Consider the following 22,629-nt stretch of genomic DNA (forward strand, 5'->3'; position numbering starts at 1 on the left):
TTCCTTTAAGCGAATTTCTTCAGAGATTGTTCCAAAATCTGTGCAAAACGGAACACGTCTAGGAAGCTGTTATAGAGCGGTGTAGGTGCCAGACGGATCACATTTGGATTGCGCCAGTCGCCTACAACTCCTTGTTTATACCATTCATCGAATACGGCCTTGCCTCCGCGATGAATGTGCAAAGATAACTGACAGCCTCTTTCCGCAGGATTTTTAGGAGTAATAATTTCCAAAACCCCTGATTTTCCGCTGATTTCTTCGATTAAATAGGCTAAATATGCTGTCAACTGTTCAGATTTACGCCTCAAATCCCCCATTCCTGCTTCCTTAAAAATATCCAAAGATGCCTGATGTACTGCCAAACCTATGATATCTGAGTTGGAAAGCTGCCAGCCATCTGCACCATGCATAGGCACAAAGCCCTTTTCCATCTTAAAGCGCTGCTCCTGATCATGTCCCCACCATCCTCCAAAGCGATTTAAGTCAGGACGCTCCGCAAATCGCTCATGGATAAATACGCCTGAAACATTCCCTGGGCCTGAATTCATATATTTATAGCTACACCAAGTCGCAAAATCCACATCCCAATCATGGAGGCGCAGTGGAGCATTCCCGGCTGCGTGAGCCAAATCAAATCCTGCATAAGCTCCCACTTCATGTGCTGCAGCGGTTATGGCTTTCATGTCGAAAACTTGACCTGTGTAATATTGCAAACCTGCCATATTTACCAAGGCCAACGAATCCCCCTGTTTTCTTATCTCTGCCAAAATATCCTCAGTGCGAAGCGTGTGCTCCCCATCTCGAGGAGTAAGCTCGATTATAACATCTTCAGGATTTAAGCCATGAAATTTCACCTGTGTTTCCAGCATGTATTGATCCGAAGGAAAAGCACCGGCCTCCACAATAATCTTATTGCGACTATTGGTAGGCTGGTAAAATGAAACCATCAGGAGATGAAGATTCACCGATAGATTATTCATCGCCACCACTTCATGCTCATACGCGCCGACGATCTCAGCTAGCGCAGGTTTTGACTTTTGCTTCGCAAAAAACCAGGCATCTTCCCCATGGAAATGCCCATCTACACCCATTTCTGCCCAATTTGTCAATTCCTTTGCTATGTAATCTTTAGCTGATTTGGGTTGTAAACCCAGGGAGTTTCCGCAAAAGTAAATGGCGTCTTTTCCATCTACCTTCGGAAAAAGAAACCTATCCCGAAAATGTGAAAGAGTATCACTCTCATCCATCTCCTGAGCGAATTGGGCTGAATATTGGTAGTTCATTTTTGAAATGTTTGGGTATATAAATTCTTTATAGGTTCGCGAAACCATGAAAGTGATCAAATAGGATATATCGATTAAGATCCGAAGGATTGATACGATTCATGACCCTCGGCATAGCCGGGTGAAAAGGAAAAACTTGGTTAAGAAGCCCCGTAGGGGTGCTACTTTATAGTTTCGCCCTTTCAGGGCTCGAAATGAGATCGATTCTTTTACCCTGCACTTCGTACAGGGTCATGAATAGTTTTGCTCCTTCGGAGCTCTTCATAGAATTATGTGGCTTATATGGTGAAAATCAAATATTCTGTTGATGAATTTGGTATCTGGCGAAAACCCTATAATCACAGCTTTTAAGTAAGACAAATTATCTACGCTTTAAAGACAAAAGCATCCTAGGTTTTGTTCAACGACATCGATTCGGCAGCACCATTCAGCGGACATCATATCAATTCTCCATTACTGTTCCGCAATTTTTACAAGTGTGGTTCTCTGGGTTTCCCCAGAATCTCTCCTGAACTGGAGGCAGCTGCGTGACAATGTCTGTTACCTCGAAATATTCCTCGTAGAGTTTTTCACCACAATTTTCACAGTGCCAGATAAACCCATCTACTTCACCCGCTCTTCTGTAGCGCTCTATTACCAAACCAATCGTTTCTGCTGGACGGCGTGGTGAATGTGGAACTTTAGCAGGAAGTAGAAATATTTCTCCCTCTCGGATATGAATGTCTTTTGGCTTTCCGTCTTCGATTACTTTCAGCACGATATCGCCTTCTAGTTGGTAGAAAAACTCCTCTCCCTCGTTGGAATGATAGTCTTTTCTGGAATTTGGACCACCTACAACCATCACAATGAAGTCATCATTCCCCTTGTAAACCTGCTGATTTCCTATTGGTGGTTTAAGTAGATGTCTATTTTCATCTATCCATTTTTTGAAGTTGAAAGGTTGAGCTAAGGCCATATCTCTAATTTTTCTGGTAAAATTGAAAATCTATCCGAAGATTACTTAACTGTAATCCTCCCTAAAAGTATTAAAAAACGTACGCTTTTTTTGGCTTACTTTGTCTTAACCCCAAAAAACGATGAGCTTTCCGATAATCGACATGCACTGTGATTTGTTGTCTTATTTGGCAAAAATCCCGGGAGCGAACCCATACGCAAAAGATGAAATCGCCTGCGCGATTCCATGGCTTCAAGCCGGAAATGTTAGGATGCAAATTTTAGCGATCTACACCGACGTAAGGCCAGAAAGCATGAATCTAGCAACTAGACAGGCTCAGATCTTCTCTGAATTATTAGAAAAGCATGAGAACGATCTAGCTTTTGTAGATGCAGACTTTTTACAAAACTGGGAGAAGCAAAACTGTGTCGGGATCAAAGCTTCTGTAGAAAATGCTGCTGGCTTTGGTAATGAGTCGGCAAGCTGGAAAGAGATTTATAGCCAGTTTGATGCTATTTTGGAAAAAGTAAAATCGCTCGCTTACATCAGCCTGACACATCACACCGAAAATCGCTTTGGAGGCGGTAATTATACCAAAGGAATAGGCTTGAAAGACGATGGAAAGAAGCTGCTAGACTACATGGCTGGCAAAAGTATTCCGATTGACCTATCACATACCTCTGATATGCTTGCTGAAGGGATTTTATATCATATCGATAGCAATACGCTAGATATCCCAGTGATTGCAAGTCATTCCAATTTCAGAGAAATCTGGAACCATCCCCGCAATCTTACCGATGAGTTTGCCAAGGAAATCATCCATCGTGGTGGCATCATAGGTGTGAATTTCTTGAGAGCTTTCTTGGATCCTGAAGTTCCAGAGCGATTATTTGACCATATTCTTCGCGGTTTGGAACTTGGAGGAGAAAAGTCCATCTGCTTTGGAGCTGATTATTTTTATACCAAGGATTTTGGAGATCCAGCACGCTTCCCTTTCTATTTCCCGCTAGTGGAAAATGCCGGAAAATATCCTTCACTAATTGAAAGCCTCGAAGACAAATTAAGCGCAGCTGAATTAGAAGGCTTAGCTTATAAAAATTCACTGGAGTTCTATAGAAAAATCCAATCTTAATGTCATCTCACCATTTCGTAAAAGACAAACAAGAGCCAGCGGTACTAATTTTAGAAGTTGACCAGATCCGATTTGATCAAGTTTCTCCTCTGCTAGAATGGGTTCCAACTGTCCTTGTCAGCGAAAAAGTACTTGATCAAGTTATGAGCTGGGGAATAAAAATAGATGTCATTCTAGCTTCAGAGACTTATCAAGCAGATAATCAACATTTACTGGAAGAGCAATATCCTGTTAAATTCGTCAACTCCTTAGATGAAAACTATTTGCAAACAGGGGTAGATTATCTAGTATCTACTGAACACAAAGCAGTGCATTTGGTAGGCATTTCACACCTGAAAGCACTTGAGCTGCATGACAAACTTGAGCTGCTAAATCTTACCATTTTGGATGGTGATTGGAAATACTATCCTGTGAAATCAGGTGAATTCAAAAAGTGGTTTGCAGAAAGCAACATCCACATTCATGGCAAAGAGGGAATGCCTGTGCAAATTCAAAATGAAAATGGCGAATTGATCTTGCCTATTACTTACGCTACGATGCTGGAAGTGCCAGAGGGAAATACTACAATCAAAGCACCTGGGATTTTTTGGATTGGGGAGCAGGTTTATTCATAAACTTTAGAAACACTAAGGTTCCAATAACATAACAAACCACATCCAGTGGATCCGCAGTGTAAGTCGTTGATTTAAATGGCAATAAAACTTCAAAAACCAGAGAAAAATACACCAAGCCAACGACCACTTGTCTTGTGGTAAAAGTGAGTTCTTCGCCATTCGGGTGCCACCATCTCATTAATTGCAAGCAAATACCAAACACTACAGGCATCGCCATTAGATCATCCCCATAGGAATGGTAAACAGGCACAACTATTCCCAGCGCTTTTTCTAAGTATTGATTAATCCAAAAAGTGATGGAGGCAAAAATGAAAATCTGGTTTTTGAAAATACCCATCATCCCGGCAAGGCGGCTATAAACCACATAATAAAAGTCATGATAGCCATGAACACGGTGTAGAACAGGTTACCGGATTTCTTAAAGAATTTTCTAATCCCAGAATCCTCTGGATTGATGTAAAACATCCATTCCTTTTCTTGGCGATCTTGCTCCTTTCTGAATTTTTCCTTCCGCCCAATCTCTACGGGAGATAGAAACTCTCCGCAAAGCTCACAACGATCCTCGTAATTATTTGTCCAAATCGACCATTCTCCGCAATTCGGGCATTTCTTCTGGCTCATATGATTATGCTATTTCTTTGTCTGATTTACCTATTAAAACCTCAACAGGCAAACCAAGCTTTTCACTTAATCCACGAATCATATCAACAGTTAGGCTTCTTTTACCTTTTAATATCTTTGAAATATTTCCAGGATCACCCATAATCGGTTCGAGGTCTTTATTTTTCAGATTCAGATCTGACATCCTATTCTTTATTGCTTCAATTGGGTCTAATGCCGAAAAGGAAAACGTTTCTTGCTCGTATAGCCTGACCAAAGTCAAAAGCAATTCTAACTCATCTCCTTCTGAAGACTCTTTCTGAGCATCAAAAATCTCATCTATTCTGGTCAGATAGTTTTGATATGTTTCTTCATCTTGAATTACCTTAATCATAGTAAATCTGGTTGTATGGTTAATACATCAATTTTATCATACTCTTTATGTCTGCCAAACCATTTGATTTGTAAGACTTTGAAGCGAAAGCTAAACCTTACAATTAGTCTGAACTTATTTCCCTTTACATAAAAGACTACCCTATCGTCACCTATTTGATCTGCTGAAGGATAGGACAATTTTACAGCATTGAAATTTTCCCAATTTGCCTTTTCTGCAACTTCATACCAAGTGAGTAGCCAACTTGCAGCTTCTGGATAAACCTCCATATATTTTTGCAAGGTGCCCTTAGTGATGACATTCATTACGATAAAAATATGAATTTGTTGTCAAATTGACAATATTCCTTTTGCAATTCTTTCCTTTCCATTCAGATCCTTCAAAACCTGAACTTCGGAATAACCCAACTTCTGCATCAACTCAGCAACTTCTTTCCCATATTTTTCATTTATTTCAAAATAAAGCTTTCCACCTGACTTCAGTAACTGTTTACCCTTTTCAGCTATTTCTCGGTAAAAAATCAGCGGATCATCATTGCTGACGAACAAGGCCAATTCAGGCTCAAAATCCAGCACATTTCTGTGCATTTCAGATTTTTCCTGCTCAGGGATATAGGGAGGATTGCTTACCAAAACATCCAATTCCGAGACTTCTGGAGTCTGAGTCAAAATATCACAGGCAGAAAAAGTCACTTTTGCACCTAGCGCACCTGCATTTTGAGCAGCTATCTCCAATGCTTGTTCAGAAATATCCACTGCAAATACTTCCGGATTTCTCATCTCCAATGCCAAGGAAATAGGAATGCAGGCCGTTCCAGTACCTATGTCCAAAATTCTCAAACCAGCTTTTGGATTCTCTTTGATGATCATATGAACCAATTCCTCTGTTTCATTTCTTGGAATCAAAGTAGCTGAACTGACGAAAAACTCTCTTCCATAAAAAGGGCCTTTCCCCATGATATACTGAATAGGCTCACCTGTTTTCAATCGCTCAAAGTCTTCAAATAGCTTTGGAGGAAAGGAACTTTCATCGGCTTCATTCAAAATCTCCGTTCTGGTCCAACCTAGATGATGCTCAAAAAGCCAGCTAACGATTGATTCAGCCTCTTGCTTCTCGTAGATCGAAAGTTTTGTAGCCCAAGAAGAAAAGAGGGCTTGAAAGGTAGGCATAGCGAAATGGTGTTTGGAGGATTGAATTGTAAAGGTATTAAACCAAAATTTCTATTTTAGAAACTAAGATCACATTCTCAAGGCACAGTTTTTCAACCCTTTTAAAATCTCATTCTGACAGACTCAGAAAGAAAAACTACCTTTGTGCAGAATTTATTTCCTATGAGATCGAGCACGACTCAAAAGTCACCCAGAGAGAAGATTATAAATGCTGCGAGATTCTCCCGAAGAAAAATCGGGACAGGCTATGTAGGTTTTAAAAATAAATTATAAACACATGAAATTACACAACAACACCATCCGCGGAGTTCATACCGCACTTGCAGCAATTTTTGAAGAAGGTCAGTACGCTGATAAAGTGATAGAAAGAACACTAAAATCCAACCCAAAATGGGGTGCACGTGATCGCTCTTTCATTGCAGAAACTACTTATGAAATGGTTCGTTGGTGGCGTCTGATCAACTTTTTGAGCCCAAGTAAGGAGCCTTATGATCTATTTGGCACCTATTGGTTGATGCAGGGGCATACGCTTCCTCCATGGGAGGAGTTTGCAAGAATCAATCCTGACAAGCTGAAAGAAAAGTATGAGAAACTGGATGATCCTGCCAAGTTGGAGTCTGTTCCTGATTGGCTTTTTGATCTAGGAAAAAAAGAATTGGGTGACAAATGGGAGGCTGAAATCCACAGTTTGAATCAGGAAGCACAAGTGGTTTTACGTGTCAATACACTAAAAACTACACGTGAGCGCTTGAAAAACAGACTGGCAGAAGACAATATCCACACACACATTGTGAAAGGTTATCCAGATGCACTGATCCTTGATGAGCGAACCAATGTATTCCGCAACCCTGCTTTCAAAGAAGGGATGTTTGAAGTACAAGATGCTTCCTCGCAATTAGTTGCCGCAGCACTAGCAGTAGAGCCTGGAATGCGAGTAATTGATGCCTGCGCAGGTGCTGGAGGAAAATCCCTTCACATCGCAGCGTTGATGCAAAACAAAGGAAAAGTTCTTTCCATGGATGTGGAAGAATGGAAACTTCAGCAAACTAAATTGAGAGCTCGTCGTGATGGCGTAGCGATCATAGAGCGCAAGGTGATTGAAGGTTCTAAGACCATCAAAAGAATGAAAGAAACGGCTGATAGATTACTGTTAGACGTTCCTTGTTCTGGCTTGGGAGTTCTTCGTAGAAATCCTGATACCAAGTGGAAACTGAGTGAAGAATCTATAGAGAAAGTGCGTCAGACACAACAGGAAATCCTTCAAAGCTATCCATCCATGGTGAAGCCAGGTGGACAAATGGTCTATGCTACTTGTAGTATTTTGCCATCTGAAAATCAGGATCAAATCGCCAAATTCTTGGAAAGTGAAGCGGGAAAAGACTTCACATTAATCGAAGATCAAAAAGTCCTGGCGCAGGAAAGTGGCTTTGATGGATTCTATATTGCTAGACTTCAGAAGAAAGAGGCTTAATACTATTTCTTAAACTTACCTAAATATGGGATCTACAAAATATAATTGCGGATCCCATATTTTTTTGTACTTAACTGGTTTCGCTAAAGAATTTGTTTTTAACTTTGACGTGCAAATAGGGTTCCTACATACCAATATTTGCCATGAATACAAATTCAGATAAATTCCTTTACGAAGCACTCACCTACGATGACGTGCTTCTTGTCCCAGGTTATTCAGAAGTCCTTCCCCGCGACACGAATACCTCTACTCAACTCACCAAGAAAATCAGGCTAAACATTCCTTTGGTTTCCGCTGCCATGGACACGGTAACAGAGGCTGAATTAGCTATTGCCATAGCGCTAGAAGGTGGACTTGGATTTGTTCACAAGAACATGTCTATCGAGCAGCAAGCAGCGCAAGTACGCAAAGTAAAGCGCTCTCAAGCAGGTATGATTCTAGATCCTATCACGCTTCACATAGATGCAAAAGTTCGAGATGCTGAGAACATCATGCGCGAATTCAATATTGGTGGTATTCCGGTAGTCGATGAGAACAAAGTTTTGAAGGGCATTATAACCAACCGTGATCTTCGCTTCATTAAAGATCAGAATCGTCCTATTCGGGAGATTATGACAACTGAAAACCTGATTACTGCCAAATCTGGAATTTCACTGGAGCAGGCAGAGGAAGTACTTCAGGAATATAAAATTGAGAAACTTCCGATAGTAGATGATGAATATAAACTATCAGGACTCATCACATACAAAGATATTCTGAAAAGAAAGGACAAGCCAAATGCGTGTAAAGATGAGTATGGAAGACTTCGTGTAGGCGCAGCTGTAGGTGTTACTGCAGATATCGTGGAGAGAGTCGAAGCATTGAAAAATGCAGGAGTTGATGTAGTTTCTATCGATACTGCGCATGGCCATTCCAAAGGAGTAATTGACACTTGCAGAAGAATCAAAGATGCTTTCCCAGACTTAGAGGTAATCGTAGGAAATATTGCTACACCGGAAGCGGCTATCGCACTTGCGGATGCTGGAGCTGATGCCGTCAAAGTCGGAGTAGGCCCAGGATCAATCTGTACTACTAGAATCATTGCAGGCGTAGGTGTCCCGCAATTATCTGCGGTATATGAATGTGCAGAAGCTCTGAAAGGTCGTGGCGTACCTGTGATCGCAGATGGTGGAGTTCGCTATTCTGGTGACTTGGTCAAAGCAATTGCAGCTGGAGGAAGTTCTATTATGATAGGATCATTACTAGCAGGAACTGAAGAGGCTCCTGGGGAAATGATCATTTTCCAAGGAAGAAAATTCAAATCTTACAGAGGCATGGGTTCTTTGGAAGCGATGGAATCTGGTTCCAAAGATCGTTACTTCCAAGACGCTGAAGAAAATATCAAAAAGCTCGTTCCGGAAGGAATCGTAGGTCGAGTTCCTTTCAAAGGCTTGGTATCTGAAGTTCTATACCAACTTGTAGGTGGACTTCAGGCAGGAATGGGATACTGTGGTACAGCGACTATAGAAGATCTTCAGAACAATGGTAAATTCGTGAAAATTACCTCAGCTGGCGTGAAAGAATCTCATCCACACGACGTATCTGTAACCAGAGAAGCTCCTAACTACAGCCTAAAATCATAAATTAGCTCGGTTTTTTCAACCTAGTGAGTAATACCAAAAAAGACCGGGTTTTCCGGTCTTTTTTGGTATTACTTATTCCTTCGATGTTTATTTGAAAAGATTCATGGCAGTAATGTCTGAGTTTCAATTTTCGTAATTCCCCCTTTTTTTCAAAGGGGGTTAGGGGGATTTTCAATTCCCACTCTGAACAATTTTTCGAATCCTTACGAATTCACCTCAAAACTCACATCCCATTCGTCAACGACTTTTACTGAATTTTGAAAGTCAGCATGTAGCGGGTTGATCAAAAGATTATGCTCGGCAGGATAGCTATTTAGAGGAATTCGGCAAGATGGAATTTTAAGAACTGGAGATATCATTCCTTTTGCCCAGGCTGTACCAAACTCCTGAGTTGATCGAGGATGAGGTCTGTTTCTCCAGTCAGCTGGCAACTGCGAAGCATCTAATTCTGGAATTGGAGTCTGAATCTCAAGTACGACAAACTTCCACTTACTTTCAGTGACTACAGCTCCTTTGATACTTAGCAACTCTAGGAAGTTGAGTGAAGAAATACTGCATCCGTAGATTATCGGGGTACCGTATTGATTCCACCTTCCAGCTCCCAGACCAAAGCCAAGTGAACTTCTACCTGGAAGATTTTCAATAAGTCGAAAATATGTCACCACCTACAGAATAGCTCCCCAAGACATCGCTTCCATCGCCTCATCCACACGATCAACTCCATAAGGACTCTTCATTAGTGTAGATGGCTTTTGATCCCCAAGGGATGTGTTCTCAGTATGAAGCCATTGCGAAAGCAACTCCTCCGAACCGAATATCCTGATGCCCTTTGCTATCACCTGATCCATTTCCAAAATAATCTTCGTAAGCATCTTCGTAAGCTTTCTGTCTTCTTTGCGCCAGCGAGATAAGGTACTCGGATCCACTTCTAGCACCTCCGAGACATCCTGCTGGGTGAAATCCAGAAAGTCGAAAATCTCTCCGGTATCGTGAAAAGAAACAGCTACATCATAAACTGCTGCTGGCTCGCTTACCATAGAAATAGCTTCTTGAAAGAAATAATAGGCATCATTGCCTGTACGAATTGTCTCAGCTCCCGCCTCTCCAAATGATATTTTCCAAGTGTGTATCATAGCTATTCAATTAACCTACACTAAGTTAGAATAATTTATTGCAAATGCAATACTTACATATCGCATTTGCAATATTTTAATCAGCTCTTAATCGAGAATCTGTTTGATTTCATACTCTTGCAGGTGAGCATTTAGCCAGCCGGCTTCTAGTGTTGCGCCATATTTTCTGTAAAAATTGATTGCTGGCTCATTCCAGTCCAGTACTTGCCACATCATTCCAGTGCAATTTTCCTCCAGACCTTTCTTCATAATACGATCAAAAAGCAGTTTTCCAGCGCCATTACCACGTTCAGACTGAGTCACTACCAGATCTTCCAAGTAAATTCTACGTCCCTTCCAGGTGCTGTAGCGATAATAATAAATCGCAAGGCCGACGATCTCAGATGTTTCGTCTTTTACACATAGGTACGTTCCAAAAACAGGATTTTTACCAAACCCATCTTCTTCCATCATAGCAAGCGTATTCGTGACTTGCTCAGGCGCTTTCTCATAAAGTGCCAGCTCATTTATCAATTCCAGTACTCGAGGTAGGTCCTCGATTTTTCCTTCTCTTAGCGTATACATGTTCAAAGTTTATAAATCCGTTTAATTTTGGGAAAGGCTAATTTAATCAAATCCGAGAAACAATGTTTTTAGCAATCGATGCAGGAAATTCAAATGTGGTTTTTGCGCTCTATGATGAAGTGAGTAAAAGCTGGAAAAATCATTTTCGGATCGAAACGCATGCTGCGAAATTCGCCGCGCAACTTCACAAAAAAGTGCCTATGTACTTTTTGGAGCATGGTATAAGTCCTAATGATATAACACAAATAGGATTCAGCTCTGTAGTTCCGGAGATCAATGAGCAGATTCTTCAGTTTTGCGAAAATTACATCGGTACTCAGCCTTACCTTATTTCACCTGCCAGTTTTCAGAAGCTTCCTATAAAAAGCCTTCGGCCAAATGAAATCGGTACAGACCTGATTTGTAATGTGATGGCAGGCTATTCGAAATATGGTAAAGCCTTAATCGTAGTGGATTTTGGAACAGCACTCACCTTTACTGTGGTAGATGCTAAAGGTGAAATAATAGGAGTCAATATCGTTCCTGGGCTCAAAACTGCACTCAATTCACTTTTCCAAAACACTTCCAAACTACCAGAAGTAGAATTAAAAATGCCTGAATCTGCCCTAGGTAAAGACACCATCCATGCGATTCAAGCTGGTATTTTATACGGGTATACGGGTTTGGTCAAGGGAATGCTGGAAGCAATAACCAGTGAAACCCAGCAAAATTTTCAGGTAATCGCTACGGGAGGACTTTCTTCAGTTTTAACACCACTTGCCGAAGTTTTCGAGGAAATCGACAAAAATCTTACGCTGGAAGGATTGCGGTTAATCACAAAGGCCAATTCCTAAAGAACTTCGCTTCGCAAAATCAAATTGGGATCTGGACAAATCACCTTGTAATCATCAACTTCTCGCTGTGAACAAACGCCAGGAAAATCACCCATATTCCCCATCAAATCTCGCATTAACTGAAAATGCAAGTGTGGTGGCCAATCACCATTTTCCGGAAATGGGCCTACGTGAGCTAGCAATTCCCCCGACTTTACTTCTTGCCCAATTTCAATTCCTACTAGATCAGACAGAAAAAGATGTCCATAAAGTGAAAAAAGCTTTTCCCCAAAAAGCTCATGCTCCAAAATTATGGTAGCCCCATAATTTCCAAAGCCAACATTGTCCTGATAGCTATGGATCCGCCCATCCAAAGGTGAAAAAACTGGTGCGCCAGCTTCAGTCCAGATATCTATTCCTAAGTGAATATTTCGGAAATCAGCTTCTGCTGTCGCAAAGACCGTACTTCTACGATAAATAGCTCTGTGCTCTAGGTAGCCACCTATCCCATATTTGCTATTGGAATTTTTAATCTGCTGAGTAACGTATTCATCAAACGCAGCCGTATTCGCCAAATCCAAACTCTCCAACTCTGAATTCGTAGGACTAAAATCCAACTTGACAGTGTTATATACAGTTAGCTTTTCACCCATAACTGGGAAAAAATCAATCTCATTCCAATTCATGGCGAAAGATATATAATCATCTTAAAGTGCTGGTTATTTTCTCCAATCTCTAAATCTCTTTTCTCTTTTTCTCATTAATTTCAACCCATGCAAACCACTTTCCCTTCTCTCGCTGATATTCAAGCTGCACACGATCGCATTCAACCTTTTATTCACCGTACGCCTGTTCTAACATCTTCAGCAATCAATGAAATCGCAGGTTGTAAGATTTTTTTTAAATGTGAAAACTTCCAGAAAGTTGGAGCTTTCAAAGCAAGGGGAGCTGCAAATGCTGTGATGAAACTTACAGATTTACAGAAAGCAAAGGGAGTAGCAACACATAGCAGTGGAAATCACGCTGCGGCATTGGCCAGAGCCGCGAAAGTAGCGGGAATTCCTGCTTACATCGTCATGCCATCCAATGCGCCGGAGATCAAAAAGAAAGCCGTGAAAGGCTATGGTGGAGAGATCATCGAGTGCGAACCAAATCTCAAAGCACGAGAAACCACATTGGATGAGGTTGTGAAGAAAACTGGAGCCACTTTCATTCCTCCATATGATTTCATGGACGTGATCGAAGGTCAGGCGACTTGTGCTTTAGAGCTTATTGAAGATCAAGAAAATTTAGATATCATCATCGCTCCAGTGGGCGGAGGAGGTTTACTTGGAGGAACAGCTCTGACAGCTCATTACCTAAATCCAAACATTGAGGTAATCGCGGCAGAACCACAAGGTGCCGATGATGCATTCCAGTCTTTTCATGCTGGAAAAATAATTCCACAATCAGGCCCAAATACCATTGCAGATGGTTTATTGACTTCCTTGGGAGTTTTGAATTTCGAGTTGATCCAAGAATATGTCTCTGACATTCTACTTGCTTCTGACCCTCAAATCATCGAAGCCATGCGACTGATTTATGAGCGAATGAAAATCGTGATAGAGCCATCTTGCGCTGTTCCCTTAGCCGCTTTGCTTGCCAATCAAGATAGGTTCAGGGGCAAAAAAGTGGGGATTATCCTTTCAGGAGGAAATGTGGATTTAGCAAAATTGCCTTTTTAGAAAGACTATTTCTTACCCATTGCCTCATAAATGATATCATGGATATCAGTACGAATTCCTTCTTTCAATAATTTAGTATTCGTAGCATCGGGATAAACACGATTGGAGAGAAACACATAGATAAGATCATTTTCAGGATCCGCCCAGACACAAGTTCCAGTGAAACCAGTATGTCCAAAAGTAGATTTTGGAGCCAAGTCACCCGCTGACCCTCCACTGCCTACCTGAGTGTTTGGTTTATCCCAGCCCCAGCCTCTTCGGCTTTGACGAGATTGATTTTTGGTAAACTTCTTTACTGTTTCGGGACTAATCAGATTTACTCCTCCGTAGCTTCCTTCGTTGAGCATCATTTGCATCATCACTGCTAAGTCATTGGCTTTGCCAAAAAGCCCAGCATGTCCCGCTACTCCACCAAACATGGCTGCTCCAGGGTCATGAACGTAGCCCTGAACTTGTCTCTTTCTGAAAGTAATGTCATTCTCGGTGGGAGCGATATTATTAATAGGCATTTTCAAAGCAGGATTGAAAGTCATGGTACTAAGTCCTAATGGAGCATAAAAATTCTGATCCATGAATGTTTCCAAAGGCTGATTCACTACTCGCTCCACTACAGCCTGCATCAAATACATCGTAAGATCTGAGTACACATAGGCATGCTTACTAGCTCCTCGAGGTATGGGGGTAATCTTCGACTCCACTGTCCAGTGCCAGATACTATCACGAAGTGCATCCATTCCAAACATGTCATTGGACACTGGTCTTGTAAAACCAACTGAAGACATGGGCTTGTAATAATCCCCTCTCCATTGACCCGCTTCGACTGTGCGAGCATAATAAGGGATATAGGCAATAAGTCCAGCTTCGTGAGCCATCACATCACTGAGCACCATTTTCCCTTTATTTGTTCCTTTCAGTTCTGGTAAATAATCTTCCAAGGAATGTCTCATATCCAACTCGCCTCTGCTTTCCAGAAACATTACCGCCTGAGTTGTTGCCAAAACTTTAGTAATAGAAGCCAAGTCAAATACTGTTTCGGAATTCATAGCAGGGCTAGACTTGTATTCTAAGCTTCCATAGGATCTTTCGAAAACGACCTTTCCGTTTTTCACCACCAACACATTTGCCCCCGGAGTAGCTTGTATTCGTATTGCTTTTTCTGCTACTGCATCTATTTTGTTCAAGATTTTCCCGTCCAGACCAACGCTTTCTGGCGTGCCATAAGAAAGCCTATTGATAGACTTCATATATCCACCAACCCCATGTGAAAACTCACCATTTACAGTAACTGGCAATATTCCTTTTGCATCTCTAGCTCCAAAAAGTATCTGTGGTGCCATCTCCTGTGTCACAGCATTATTCTCATAAGCGAAAACAACATTCCCTATTCCATCCAACTGCTGGGCAGCATACGCATTACCAAAAAGCACCGTGACTACCTTTTGACGCTTTGCCAAATCTTTGATGAATTGCACATCACTTGGAGATACTCCAAATTTCCTTGATGGACTATTCGTCACTCCCATCAAACCTACTACCACCACATCGAAGTCTTCCAACTGCTTCATGGTATTGTAGTGAGTAGTTTCATTAGCCGCTTTGTCAATACTGAAATGCTCAAACTTCGCGTATTTACTCAGATACTTTTTGAAATCCTTTCCTTCATCTCCTATGCTCAAACTCGCAAAACTGGTTAGGTCCAAATTCTTGAAGGGCAAAAGATTTCCCTTATTCACAGCCACTGTCATAGCATCTGCATAGAGGTCCTCTATGATAGACTCAGTCTCGGGCGTATCCAGCCTTTCCACCAATTTGTACGTATTGATAGGTCTATATTCGTTCAATCCAGACCAATATTTAGCTCGCAAAATCTTCTTTACTCTGCGATCAATTTCCTTTTCAGATATTCTACCGTCAGCAACGGCTGCCTTAATTAGTATTTTAGCTTTTGCAACATCCTGAGAATAGAGCAATACATCATTTCCTGCCAATAAAGCCTTCAAATCCACTTCCCCAGGAGAATTTGCTATCGCCACGCCTCTCATATTAAGAGCGTCCGTGAAAATCAAACCCTGAAAATTCATTCGATTTTGAAGTAAATCTGTCACTACTTTTTTCGAAAGACTAGTGGGTATATTACCAGCATCATCTAAGCTGGGCACATTCAAATGTGCCACCATCACAGACATCAAGTTTTCTTTGAAAAGCTCCTGATAAGGATACAAATCCACATCCCAAATCCGCTGCTCAAGGTTCTTAATCACTGGCAATGAATAATGGCTATCAGCCTCTGTGTCTCCATGGCCTGGAAAATGCTTCGCATTCGCAATCACCCCATTGTCCTGCAGGCCTTTCATATAAGAAATCGCATGCGTGGTGACAACTTCTCTATCGCCTCCAAAAGCTCTATACCCAATCACAGGATTATCAGGATTGGAATTCACATCTACTACTGGGGCAAAATTGATGTGCATACCTAGCTCCTTAAATTGACGTGCCATTTCCTTTCCCATGGCATACACCAAATCAGGATTTTGCACAGCTCCCAAAGTCATTGCCTTTGGGAAATCAGGAATTGAATCGAGTCGCATACTGATTCCCCATTCTGCATCCATAGCAATGAACAGCGGGGTTTTGGACTGAGCTTGGTAGAGGTTAGTCAGGCGTGCCTGCCTATCTGGCCCACCTTGAAAAAAAATCAAACCTCCAAGATTCTCTGTTTTTATAAGATTACTGATTTCATCTACATGCTTTTGATCTTTATTAGAGTAAGCCGCAACCATAAAAAGCTGCCCCAAACGCTCATCAAAAGTCAGACTATTGAATACCGAATCCACCCAATTCAACTGAGCCATCGAGTCAGTCGTAGAAAGGGGATCACCTATTTTTAATGATTCATCGATTTTCCCGGAGGAAAAAGTAAGAGCTATAATACCAACTGCGAAAACTCTCCAAAGCTTACTGCTCATGCTTGAGTAAATTTTTAATCCTTAACTTTTAAAATAAATTTGTACGGGCGACCGATTCAGAAAGCGAATCTGGCTTTTCTCATCGCTTACCATATCTCAAGTTTACATCCTGTAGCTGGATGCATTAGCTTGATAAATGAAGTTACTAAAGATAAGGTAACATCGAACCGTAAATAGGGTTAAAAAGGTCATAAATTTGATATCTGGTGTATTGTACTGGAACTTATTCTCCCTTTGTGCTTTTACTTAACGTGAGACTAGAATTAATATTTAAAATGTCATGAAATCGAGCATGTGGAAGTCAGCCCACACCAAGAAGATTATAATCTATGCGAGATTCCATATGTCCTTTCAAAAACAAATTATAATCATATGAAATTTCCTTCTGTATTTCGTACTGCCGCACCGATGAGATTTGATATCAAACCTAGATATTATGATCCTGTACGGGAGGAAATCGAACAAAGAACCTCCCAAATCAAGAAAGACTTGGAAGCACAGGGACTTTTGGAAAAAAGTGACGGCTCTTCACATGATATTGGATCTTATGGCGCAGGTATCCGTGGATCTTTTGCGCAGCATAAAGGAATAAAGGAACGAGAAGGCGTAAATGTATTTGCCTCTACAGCCATGATCCGAACTTTCATTTTTCTATTACTCCTCGGATCCATCTTCGGCTATGTATATTTAGGCCCAGTGATATTTGAATATATGGGATACCTATTAGCGCTGGGAGCAGCTATCTATTTTTTCTTCAGGTTAAAACCCAAGAAGAAATATGAGTGATATTATCCAACTCCTTCCCGATGCGATAGCCAATCAAATCGCAGCAGGAGAAGTAGTTCAAAGACCAGCTTCCGCACTTAAGGAACTCCTTGAAAATGCGGTGGACGCTGGCGCTACCCAAGTACAGGTGGTCGTAAAAGAATCTGGAAAACAGCTCATCCAAGTAATAGACAATGGTAAAGGCATGTCTGGAACTGATGCTCGTATGAGTTTTGAGCGTCATGCTACTTCAAAAATCCGAAGTTCAGCAGACTTATTTTCTATCAGAACATTCGGATTCAGAGGAGAAGCTTTGGCCTCTATCGCTGCGGTCGCTCAGGTAGAACTGAAAACCCGCCAAGCCGAATCAGAACTGGGAACTTTGATCCAAATCGAAGGCTCAGAAGTAAAGAAACAAGAGCCATTTGCAGGAAATGTAGGAACCTCGGTTTCTATGAAAAACCTGTTTTTCAATGTGCCCGCCCGCAGAAACTTCCTGAAGTCAAATCCTGTAGAAATGCGCCACATCGTGGATGAATTTCAGCGAGTAGCACTTTCATATTCTGAAATCGGATTTTCTCTATTTCAGCAAGATCTAGAAGTTTATAGCCTCACTCCTGGCAAACTCAGCCATAGGATTGTAGGCCTTTTCGGCAAAAACTACCAAGGTCAACTCGTACCATGCGAGGAAATGACTCCACATGTAAATGTGAAAGGCTACATAGGAAAGCCTGAAAATGCCAAGAAAACCCGTGGCGAGCAATTCTTTTTTGTCAACAATCGCTTCATCAAAAGCAGCTACTTGAATCACGCAGTGAGCTCTGCTTTCGAAGGTTTATTGCAACCGGATCAGCATCCATTCTATGTGCTTTTCCTAGAAATCGATCCTTCGCATATCGATATCAATGTTCATCCAACCAAAACTGAAATCAAGTTTGACGACGAGCGTACTATCTATGCAGTCATCCGGTCTGCTGTAAAGCAGGCTTTAGGCGCACATCATGTCGTTCCTTCGCTGGACTTTAGTCTGGATGTGAATTTCAATGAGAAATGGGATAAAGATCCTGAGAAAAAAGCTCAAGTGGATCGTGAATACAGCTACAAATCATTCAATACCCCCGAATTCAAGCAAGCCAGCACTTCTGGCTGGGAAAAATTATTTGAAGGAACCCAACAACCCAGCAGAGATATCAACCGATCTACTCCAAACGAAGAAACAGAGGTTTTAACTTTTGAAAGTCGGGCAAAGCCAGACGAAGCCACTGAACTGATCCCTAGACGCGCTGAGACGGAATCTACGGGAGCTACTTTTCAGGTAGAACTTAGCTATGTGATCGCTCAGATGTCCACTGGATTTCTGATCATAGATCAGCAGACAGCTCATGAGCGTATATTGTATGAGCGCTATTTGCGCCAGTTGAAACTCGCGCAAGGGACTTCTCAGCAGTGTCTTTTCCCTCCTACCATCAATCTAGGGCCATCTGATTATGCATTGGTGATGGATATCATGCCAGAATTGCACAGCTTGGGCTTTATGGTCTCTGAGTTCGGCAAAGACACGGTATTGATTCAAGGTGTTCCGGCTGACATCCCAGTTAAAAATGAAAAGGAGCTTTTCGAAGGGCTTCTTGAGCAATACAAACATTTCAAAAGTGAGCTTTCGCTCGACACTCGAGAAAATCTAGCGCGCTCTTTGGCGCGTAAATCGTCTTTGAAAAAAGGACAAAAACTAAATTCACAAGAAATGGAAACCCTCGTTGGGCAGCTTTTTGCCTGTCAAAATCCAAATTATGGATTGGGAGGGAACAAAACCTTTGTGAAATTAGATTTAAGCAGTATTCATTCTTTCTTCGGCAAATAGCATGTTTAGAAATATTACACCGGTAGTTAAAAACCTTCTTATTATCAACGTGGCACTGCTTATCGTATCCCGTTTTATCTTTCCTCAGCTGAATGATTGGTTTGCGCTATACTACATTCACAGCCCATATTTCAAGCCATTCCAGTTCCTGACCTACATGTTTATGCATGCAGATTTCTGGCATTTGTTCGGCAATATGTTCGGACTTATGATCTTCGGGCCTTTGTTAGAGCAATTTCTGGGACCAAAGAAATTGTTGATTCTCTGGATGGTTTGTGGAGTTGGTTCAGGAGTTCTTTACTCAGGTTATACTGCCTATAGAATGAATAATTTGGAGGAAAAAGTGGCGATGTTCCAAAACAATCCAAACCCCGAATCTTTTAACAAGTTGGTCTTGGAAAACCGTGGTTTTTTCCAAAGCTCCGTGTTTGACTTTGTGGATGCCTATAGTCGTAATCCTGATGATCCAAATAAAATCAGCCAGGCGAAGCAAACATTGGATGCGATTTTGGATATTCAAGGCAATGTACCGATGGTCGGTGCCTCAGGTGCGCTTTTCGGGGTTTTGATCGCATTTGCGATGCTTTTTCCCAACACGCAGCTATTCCTGCTGTTCCCTCCGATACCGATCAAGGCAAAATATATGGTGCTTTTCTACAGCCTTTATACCATATATAACGTATTTGTGAATAATCCGCTGGACAACGTAGCACACTTTGCCCACCTCAGCGGATTGGTGATTGGCGGTGTTTTAGTTTACTTCTGGAAAAAAGACAGAAACAGTTTTTATTAATTATGTACGGTAACTTTTGGGATAATCTTCGGAACGCTTTTAAGCATAGCGACAACAGTCTTTATAAACTGCTTGCGATCAACATTTTGGTGTTTTTCGTCGTGCTGGTATTCCGGGTGTTTATGACCATCGGCGGATTGGGTAACTTATATACCACAATTCTATCGTACCTAATGATGCCAGCATCTTTTTCTAGGCTAGCGACTCAGCCATGGAGTATCTTTACTTACATGTTTTTGCACGAGGGGATTCTACACATCCTCTTCAACATGCTTTTCTTATTTTGGTTTGGTCAGCTGATTCACCAGTTTCTGGGAAGTAGAAAACTCGCCAATCTATATATTCTGGGAGGTCTAGCTGGAGCACTATTCTATGTAGTGATTTATAACATATCTCCCTATTTCAACACCAATTTGGATGCATCACTGATGCTGGGCGCAAGCGCTGGAGTCTTTGCCATTGTTGTTGGGGCAGCTACGCTTTCGCCGAATACTACCTTCTTCCTCATTCTTCTGGGGCCTGTAAAAATCAAATACATCGCCATTTTCTATGTGATTTTATCCTTTGCCAATTCCGCAGGAGCAAATGCGGGTGGAGAACTGGCGCACCTTGGTGGAGCTCTACTCGGCTACTTGTATATTATACAATTGCGCAAAGGAAATGATTGGGGAGTACCTGTTCAGAAAGTCGGAATATTCTTTGAGGATCTTTTCTCTGGTAATAAAAACAAAGTAAAAGTCTCTTATCGCAAAGCGAAAACCTCAAGCAGCGGAGGTTTCTCATCGTTCACAAAGGCTACCAAATCTACACCTCCACCGATTAGTTCTAACGACGCAACGCAGGAGGAAATTGATCAGATCTTGGACAAAATCGCTGATCGTGGCTACGAAGCGCTGAATAAGGAAGAGAAAAGGAAATTGTTTGAGTTTTCGAAGAAGTAAAAAAGACGGGAGACGGGAGACAGAAGAAATCGATCCTCAACCAGTGAATCAAGTTACTATCTAGGCTCTTTTATCTTAGCTCTTGATTCTAATGTCTTAATACTTGCAACCTGATACTTACAATTTTTGTCTACAACGGAATGGCAAACCCAACTCTAAAACCGACTTCTCTTGGTAGAGGACTTTGGAAGCGGAATTCCGTACTTAATCCGATCGCATCAGTCAATCGAATATAAGCGCCCACTCCTACATTTGCTCCCTTCTGATTTCTCTTAGTGCCTGCTCCATCAGGCTGGGTATTTACCCATGTTTGGCTATAGCCTGCCATGAAATAAAGCTGGGAAGGACCTTCTGAAACATAGTAGCGTAAATCTGTGCTGAAATTACTCTCTTTACCTACCTGTGGGAAAACAAAGGTATAGCTAGGCATCAAGGCAAATTTGTCGAGAAAAAAGTATTCAATTCCTGCCCCAACTCCAAAGTTATGGTAATTCAAGCCATACGTTCCAAATCCATGGAAACGGGCATTCCCCTGTTCCTGAGTTTGTGCCAACCCGATAAAAGAGAGCATAAATGTGGCGCAAAAAATCAATAAAGCCTTTTTCATAAAATGGGATTGTTAAAATTCGACAAGAAATTAGTTGGCTTTAGCTTAGAAAGCAAATCTTAGCCTTCGTTCAACTCAGCCACCTCATTCTTATTGGCCAACTGTCCACAGGCAGCATCAATGTCCTGACCACGGGATTTTCTGACTTTGGCGATAATACCTTGTGATTCCAGTACGCGGACGTACATATCAACGGATTCTTGGCTAGCCTGGCGGAATTCCCCCTCATCGATAGGGTTGTACTGGATCAGATTGACTTTGGATGGTATAAGCTTACAGAATTTCGCTAAGGCCCTTGCGTGCCGCTCATCGTCGTTGATTCCTTCCCAGATCACATATTCATAGGTGACTTTTCGCTTGGTCTTTTCATACCAATACTTCAATGATTCACCCAACTCTTCCACTGGATTACTGTCATTGATAGGCATCAGTCGGGAGCGTGTTTCATTGATCGCAGAGTGAAGAGACACTGCCAAGTTGAAGCGAACTTCATCATCCGCTAGCTTACGAATCATTTTCGTAACTCCCACAGTAGAAACAGTAATCCTCCTTGGAGCCATACCCAACCCTTCTGGAGAGGTGATTTTATCTATCGCTTCCAGCACATTGGCATAGTTTAGCAATGGCTCACCCATTCCCATAAAAACAATATTGGTCAGTGGGCGCTGGAAATACTTCTCAGCCTCATCCTTGATAGCAACTACCTGATCATAGATCTCGTCTGGGTTTAGATTTCGCATACGCTTCAGTCGGGCTGTCGCACAGAAATTGCAATCCAAGCTACAACCCACCTGAGAAGAAACACAGGCAGTAATTCTCTTTGTAGTAGGAATCAAAACCGACTCGACGATCATGCTATCGTAGAGTTTTACTGCATTCTTGATTGTACCATCAGTCGAATGCTGCATTAGATCAACCTGAATATGGTTGATTGTAAAGTGCGTTTTGAGCATTTCTCGGGTACTCAGCGAGATATTGCTCATCTCGTCAAAATTCTTCAGAGACTTGTTCCACAGCCATTCATATACCTGCTTGGCACGGAATTTCTTATCTCCTTGCGCCAAAAAGAATTCTTCTAACTGCGCCAGAGATAGCTTACGGATGTCTTTTTTCTGAATTGCTTCCATAGACGCAAAGGTAAGACTTTTCGGAGTAGCAAATAACTAGAGAGAAGTATCAAGATAGGAGAGTCAAGATTCTTTGAAGTGTAGAAAAAAAGGTTGGTTAGATGAATCAGACATCTT

At 41.6% G+C, this 22,629-nt stretch carries 24 protein-coding genes; 10 read left to right on the top strand and 14 right to left on the bottom strand.

Going from position 1 to position 22,629, the window contains the following annotated elements; translation table 11 throughout:
- Window positions 1-5 precede the first annotated feature (5 nt).
- On the bottom strand, window positions 6-1,283 hold the full coding sequence (kynU, locus tag BM291_RS16865) for a kynureninase (protein ID WP_217647337.1): 1,278 nt from the start codon (window positions 1,281-1,283) through the stop codon (window positions 6-8).
- Window positions 1,284-1,725: 442 nt separating this feature from the next.
- Complete coding sequence (locus tag BM291_RS16870) at window positions 1,726-2,238, bottom strand: 3-hydroxyanthranilate 3,4-dioxygenase (protein WP_092899583.1); 513 nt, start codon at window positions 2,236-2,238, stop codon at window positions 1,726-1,728.
- A 121-nt stretch (window positions 2,239-2,359) separates the two neighbouring features.
- Here BM291_RS16870 and BM291_RS16875 point away from each other — a divergent pair, with 121 nt between their 5' ends.
- Both BM291_RS16875 and BM291_RS16880 read left to right on the top strand, forming a co-directional pair.
- The gene (locus BM291_RS16875; RefSeq protein WP_092899585.1) at window positions 2,360-3,349 is read left to right on the top strand and encodes a dipeptidase; all 990 of its coding nucleotides are present in this window, start codon (window positions 2,360-2,362) and stop codon (window positions 3,347-3,349) included.
- A complete protein-coding gene (locus BM291_RS16880) occupies window positions 3,349-3,963 on the top strand; it encodes a thiamine pyrophosphokinase (protein ID WP_092899587.1) in 615 nt (204 codons plus the stop codon). Before BM291_RS16875 ends, BM291_RS16880 begins: the two co-directional genes overlap by 1 nt.
- Here the strand turns inward: BM291_RS16880 and BM291_RS16885 are convergent.
- From BM291_RS16885 to prmC, 5 genes are read right to left on the bottom strand one after another with little or no spacing between them, the layout of a single operon-like run.
- Complete coding sequence (locus BM291_RS16885; RefSeq protein WP_092899590.1) at window positions 3,917-4,303, bottom strand: magnesium citrate secondary transporter; 387 nt, start codon at window positions 4,301-4,303, stop codon at window positions 3,917-3,919. The genes BM291_RS16880 and BM291_RS16885 overlap by 47 nt on opposite strands.
- On the bottom strand, window positions 4,300-4,584 hold the full coding sequence (locus BM291_RS16890; protein WP_092899592.1) for a hypothetical protein: 285 nt from the start codon (window positions 4,582-4,584) through the stop codon (window positions 4,300-4,302). Before BM291_RS16890 ends, BM291_RS16885 begins: the two co-directional genes overlap by 4 nt.
- A gap of 4 nt (window positions 4,585-4,588) precedes the next feature.
- Entirely contained in the window at window positions 4,589-4,957 is a 369-nt protein-coding gene (locus tag BM291_RS16895; RefSeq protein WP_092899594.1) for a helix-turn-helix domain-containing protein, read from the bottom strand.
- The gene (locus tag BM291_RS16900; protein ID WP_245786903.1) at window positions 4,954-5,262 is read right to left on the bottom strand and encodes a type II toxin-antitoxin system HigB family toxin; all 309 of its coding nucleotides are present in this window, start codon (window positions 5,260-5,262) and stop codon (window positions 4,954-4,956) included. The genes BM291_RS16895 and BM291_RS16900 overlap by 4 nt, the downstream gene beginning before the upstream one ends.
- A gap of 24 nt (window positions 5,263-5,286) precedes the next feature.
- Window positions 5,287-6,126, bottom strand: a complete 840-nt coding sequence (gene prmC / locus BM291_RS16905) for a peptide chain release factor N(5)-glutamine methyltransferase (RefSeq protein WP_092899598.1) — start codon at window positions 6,124-6,126, stop codon at window positions 5,287-5,289.
- 277 nt (window positions 6,127-6,403) lie between these two features.
- Here prmC and BM291_RS16910 point away from each other — a divergent pair, with 277 nt between their 5' ends.
- Complete coding sequence (locus tag BM291_RS16910; protein ID WP_092899600.1) at window positions 6,404-7,597, top strand: methyltransferase domain-containing protein; 1,194 nt, start codon at window positions 6,404-6,406, stop codon at window positions 7,595-7,597.
- A 143-nt stretch (window positions 7,598-7,740) separates the two neighbouring features.
- Window positions 7,741-9,219 carry an IMP dehydrogenase gene (gene guaB / locus BM291_RS16915; protein ID WP_092899602.1) on the top strand — a complete coding sequence of 493 codons (1,479 nt, stop codon included), beginning with the start codon at window positions 7,741-7,743 and terminating at the stop codon, window positions 9,217-9,219.
- Window positions 9,220-9,422: 203 nt separating this feature from the next.
- On the opposite strand, the gene BM291_RS16920 is transcribed toward guaB, so the two are convergent.
- The 3 genes from BM291_RS16920 to BM291_RS16930 form a co-directional block, all read right to left on the bottom strand.
- Window positions 9,423-9,881 carry an RES family NAD+ phosphorylase gene (locus BM291_RS16920; protein ID WP_092899713.1) on the bottom strand — a complete coding sequence of 153 codons (459 nt, stop codon included), beginning with the start codon at window positions 9,879-9,881 and terminating at the stop codon, window positions 9,423-9,425.
- A 3-nt stretch (window positions 9,882-9,884) separates the two neighbouring features.
- Window positions 9,885-10,352 carry an MbcA/ParS/Xre antitoxin family protein gene (locus tag BM291_RS16925; RefSeq protein WP_092899604.1) on the bottom strand — a complete coding sequence of 156 codons (468 nt, stop codon included), beginning with the start codon at window positions 10,350-10,352 and terminating at the stop codon, window positions 9,885-9,887.
- An 87-nt stretch (window positions 10,353-10,439) separates the two neighbouring features.
- Window positions 10,440-10,916 carry a GNAT family N-acetyltransferase gene (locus BM291_RS16930; RefSeq protein WP_092899606.1) on the bottom strand — a complete coding sequence of 159 codons (477 nt, stop codon included), beginning with the start codon at window positions 10,914-10,916 and terminating at the stop codon, window positions 10,440-10,442.
- A 62-nt stretch (window positions 10,917-10,978) separates the two neighbouring features.
- On the opposite strand from BM291_RS16930, the gene BM291_RS16935 reads away from it, so the two are divergent.
- Window positions 10,979-11,749: a type III pantothenate kinase gene (locus tag BM291_RS16935; protein ID WP_092899608.1), complete on the top strand. Its 771-nt coding sequence runs from the start codon at window positions 10,979-10,981 to the stop codon at window positions 11,747-11,749.
- On the opposite strand, the gene BM291_RS16940 is transcribed toward BM291_RS16935, so the two are convergent.
- Entirely contained in the window at window positions 11,746-12,414 is a 669-nt protein-coding gene (locus BM291_RS16940; protein ID WP_092899610.1) for a peptidoglycan DD-metalloendopeptidase family protein, read from the bottom strand. The two genes, BM291_RS16935 and BM291_RS16940, sit on opposite strands and share 4 nt — an antisense overlap.
- Window positions 12,415-12,501: 87 nt before the next feature.
- Here BM291_RS16940 and BM291_RS16945 point away from each other — a divergent pair, with 87 nt between their 5' ends.
- Window positions 12,502-13,452: a pyridoxal-phosphate dependent enzyme gene (locus tag BM291_RS16945; RefSeq protein WP_092899612.1), complete on the top strand. Its 951-nt coding sequence runs from the start codon at window positions 12,502-12,504 to the stop codon at window positions 13,450-13,452.
- 5 nt (window positions 13,453-13,457) lie between these two features.
- Here the strand turns inward: BM291_RS16945 and BM291_RS16950 are convergent, their stop codons facing one another.
- A complete protein-coding gene (locus tag BM291_RS16950) occupies window positions 13,458-16,418 on the bottom strand; it encodes a serine hydrolase domain-containing protein (protein WP_092899614.1) in 2,961 nt (986 codons plus the stop codon).
- Between the two features lie 372 nt (window positions 16,419-16,790).
- Between BM291_RS16950 and BM291_RS16955 the strand changes: the two genes are divergently transcribed.
- Genes BM291_RS16955 through BM291_RS16970 form a run of 4 tightly spaced genes read left to right on the top strand, consistent with a single transcriptional unit; the run spans window position 16,791 to window position 20,778 of the window.
- Window positions 16,791-17,204, top strand: coding sequence for a hypothetical protein (locus BM291_RS16955; RefSeq protein ID WP_092899616.1), 414 nt, complete (start codon window positions 16,791-16,793; stop codon window positions 17,202-17,204).
- Window positions 17,197-19,044 (top strand): DNA mismatch repair endonuclease MutL, encoded by a 1,848-nt coding sequence (gene mutL, locus BM291_RS16960; protein WP_092899618.1) that lies wholly within the window; start codon window positions 17,197-17,199, stop codon window positions 19,042-19,044. The genes BM291_RS16955 and mutL overlap by 8 nt, the downstream gene beginning before the upstream one ends.
- A gap of 1 nt (window position 19,045) precedes the next feature.
- Window positions 19,046-19,837, top strand: coding sequence for a rhomboid family intramembrane serine protease (locus tag BM291_RS16965; RefSeq protein WP_092899620.1), 792 nt, complete (start codon window positions 19,046-19,048; stop codon window positions 19,835-19,837).
- Window positions 19,838-19,839: 2 nt separating this feature from the next.
- Window positions 19,840-20,778, top strand: coding sequence for a rhomboid family protein (locus BM291_RS16970; RefSeq protein ID WP_092899622.1), 939 nt, complete (start codon window positions 19,840-19,842; stop codon window positions 20,776-20,778).
- Between the two features lie 130 nt (window positions 20,779-20,908).
- Here the strand turns inward: BM291_RS16970 and BM291_RS16975 are convergent, their stop codons facing one another.
- Together BM291_RS16975 and rlmN are read right to left on the bottom strand one after the other, a co-directional pair.
- On the bottom strand, window positions 20,909-21,385 hold the full coding sequence (locus BM291_RS16975) for an outer membrane beta-barrel protein (RefSeq protein ID WP_092899624.1): 477 nt from the start codon (window positions 21,383-21,385) through the stop codon (window positions 20,909-20,911).
- Window positions 21,386-21,444: 59 nt separating this feature from the next.
- Complete coding sequence (gene rlmN / locus BM291_RS16980; RefSeq protein WP_092899626.1) at window positions 21,445-22,512, bottom strand: dual-specificity RNA methyltransferase RlmN; 1,068 nt, start codon at window positions 22,510-22,512, stop codon at window positions 21,445-21,447.
- Between the last annotated feature and the right edge of the window lie 117 nt (window positions 22,513-22,629).

Source organism: Algoriphagus aquimarinus (assembly GCF_900112005.1).
Taxonomy (GTDB): Bacteria; Bacteroidota; Bacteroidia; order Cytophagales; family Cyclobacteriaceae; genus Algoriphagus; species Algoriphagus aquimarinus.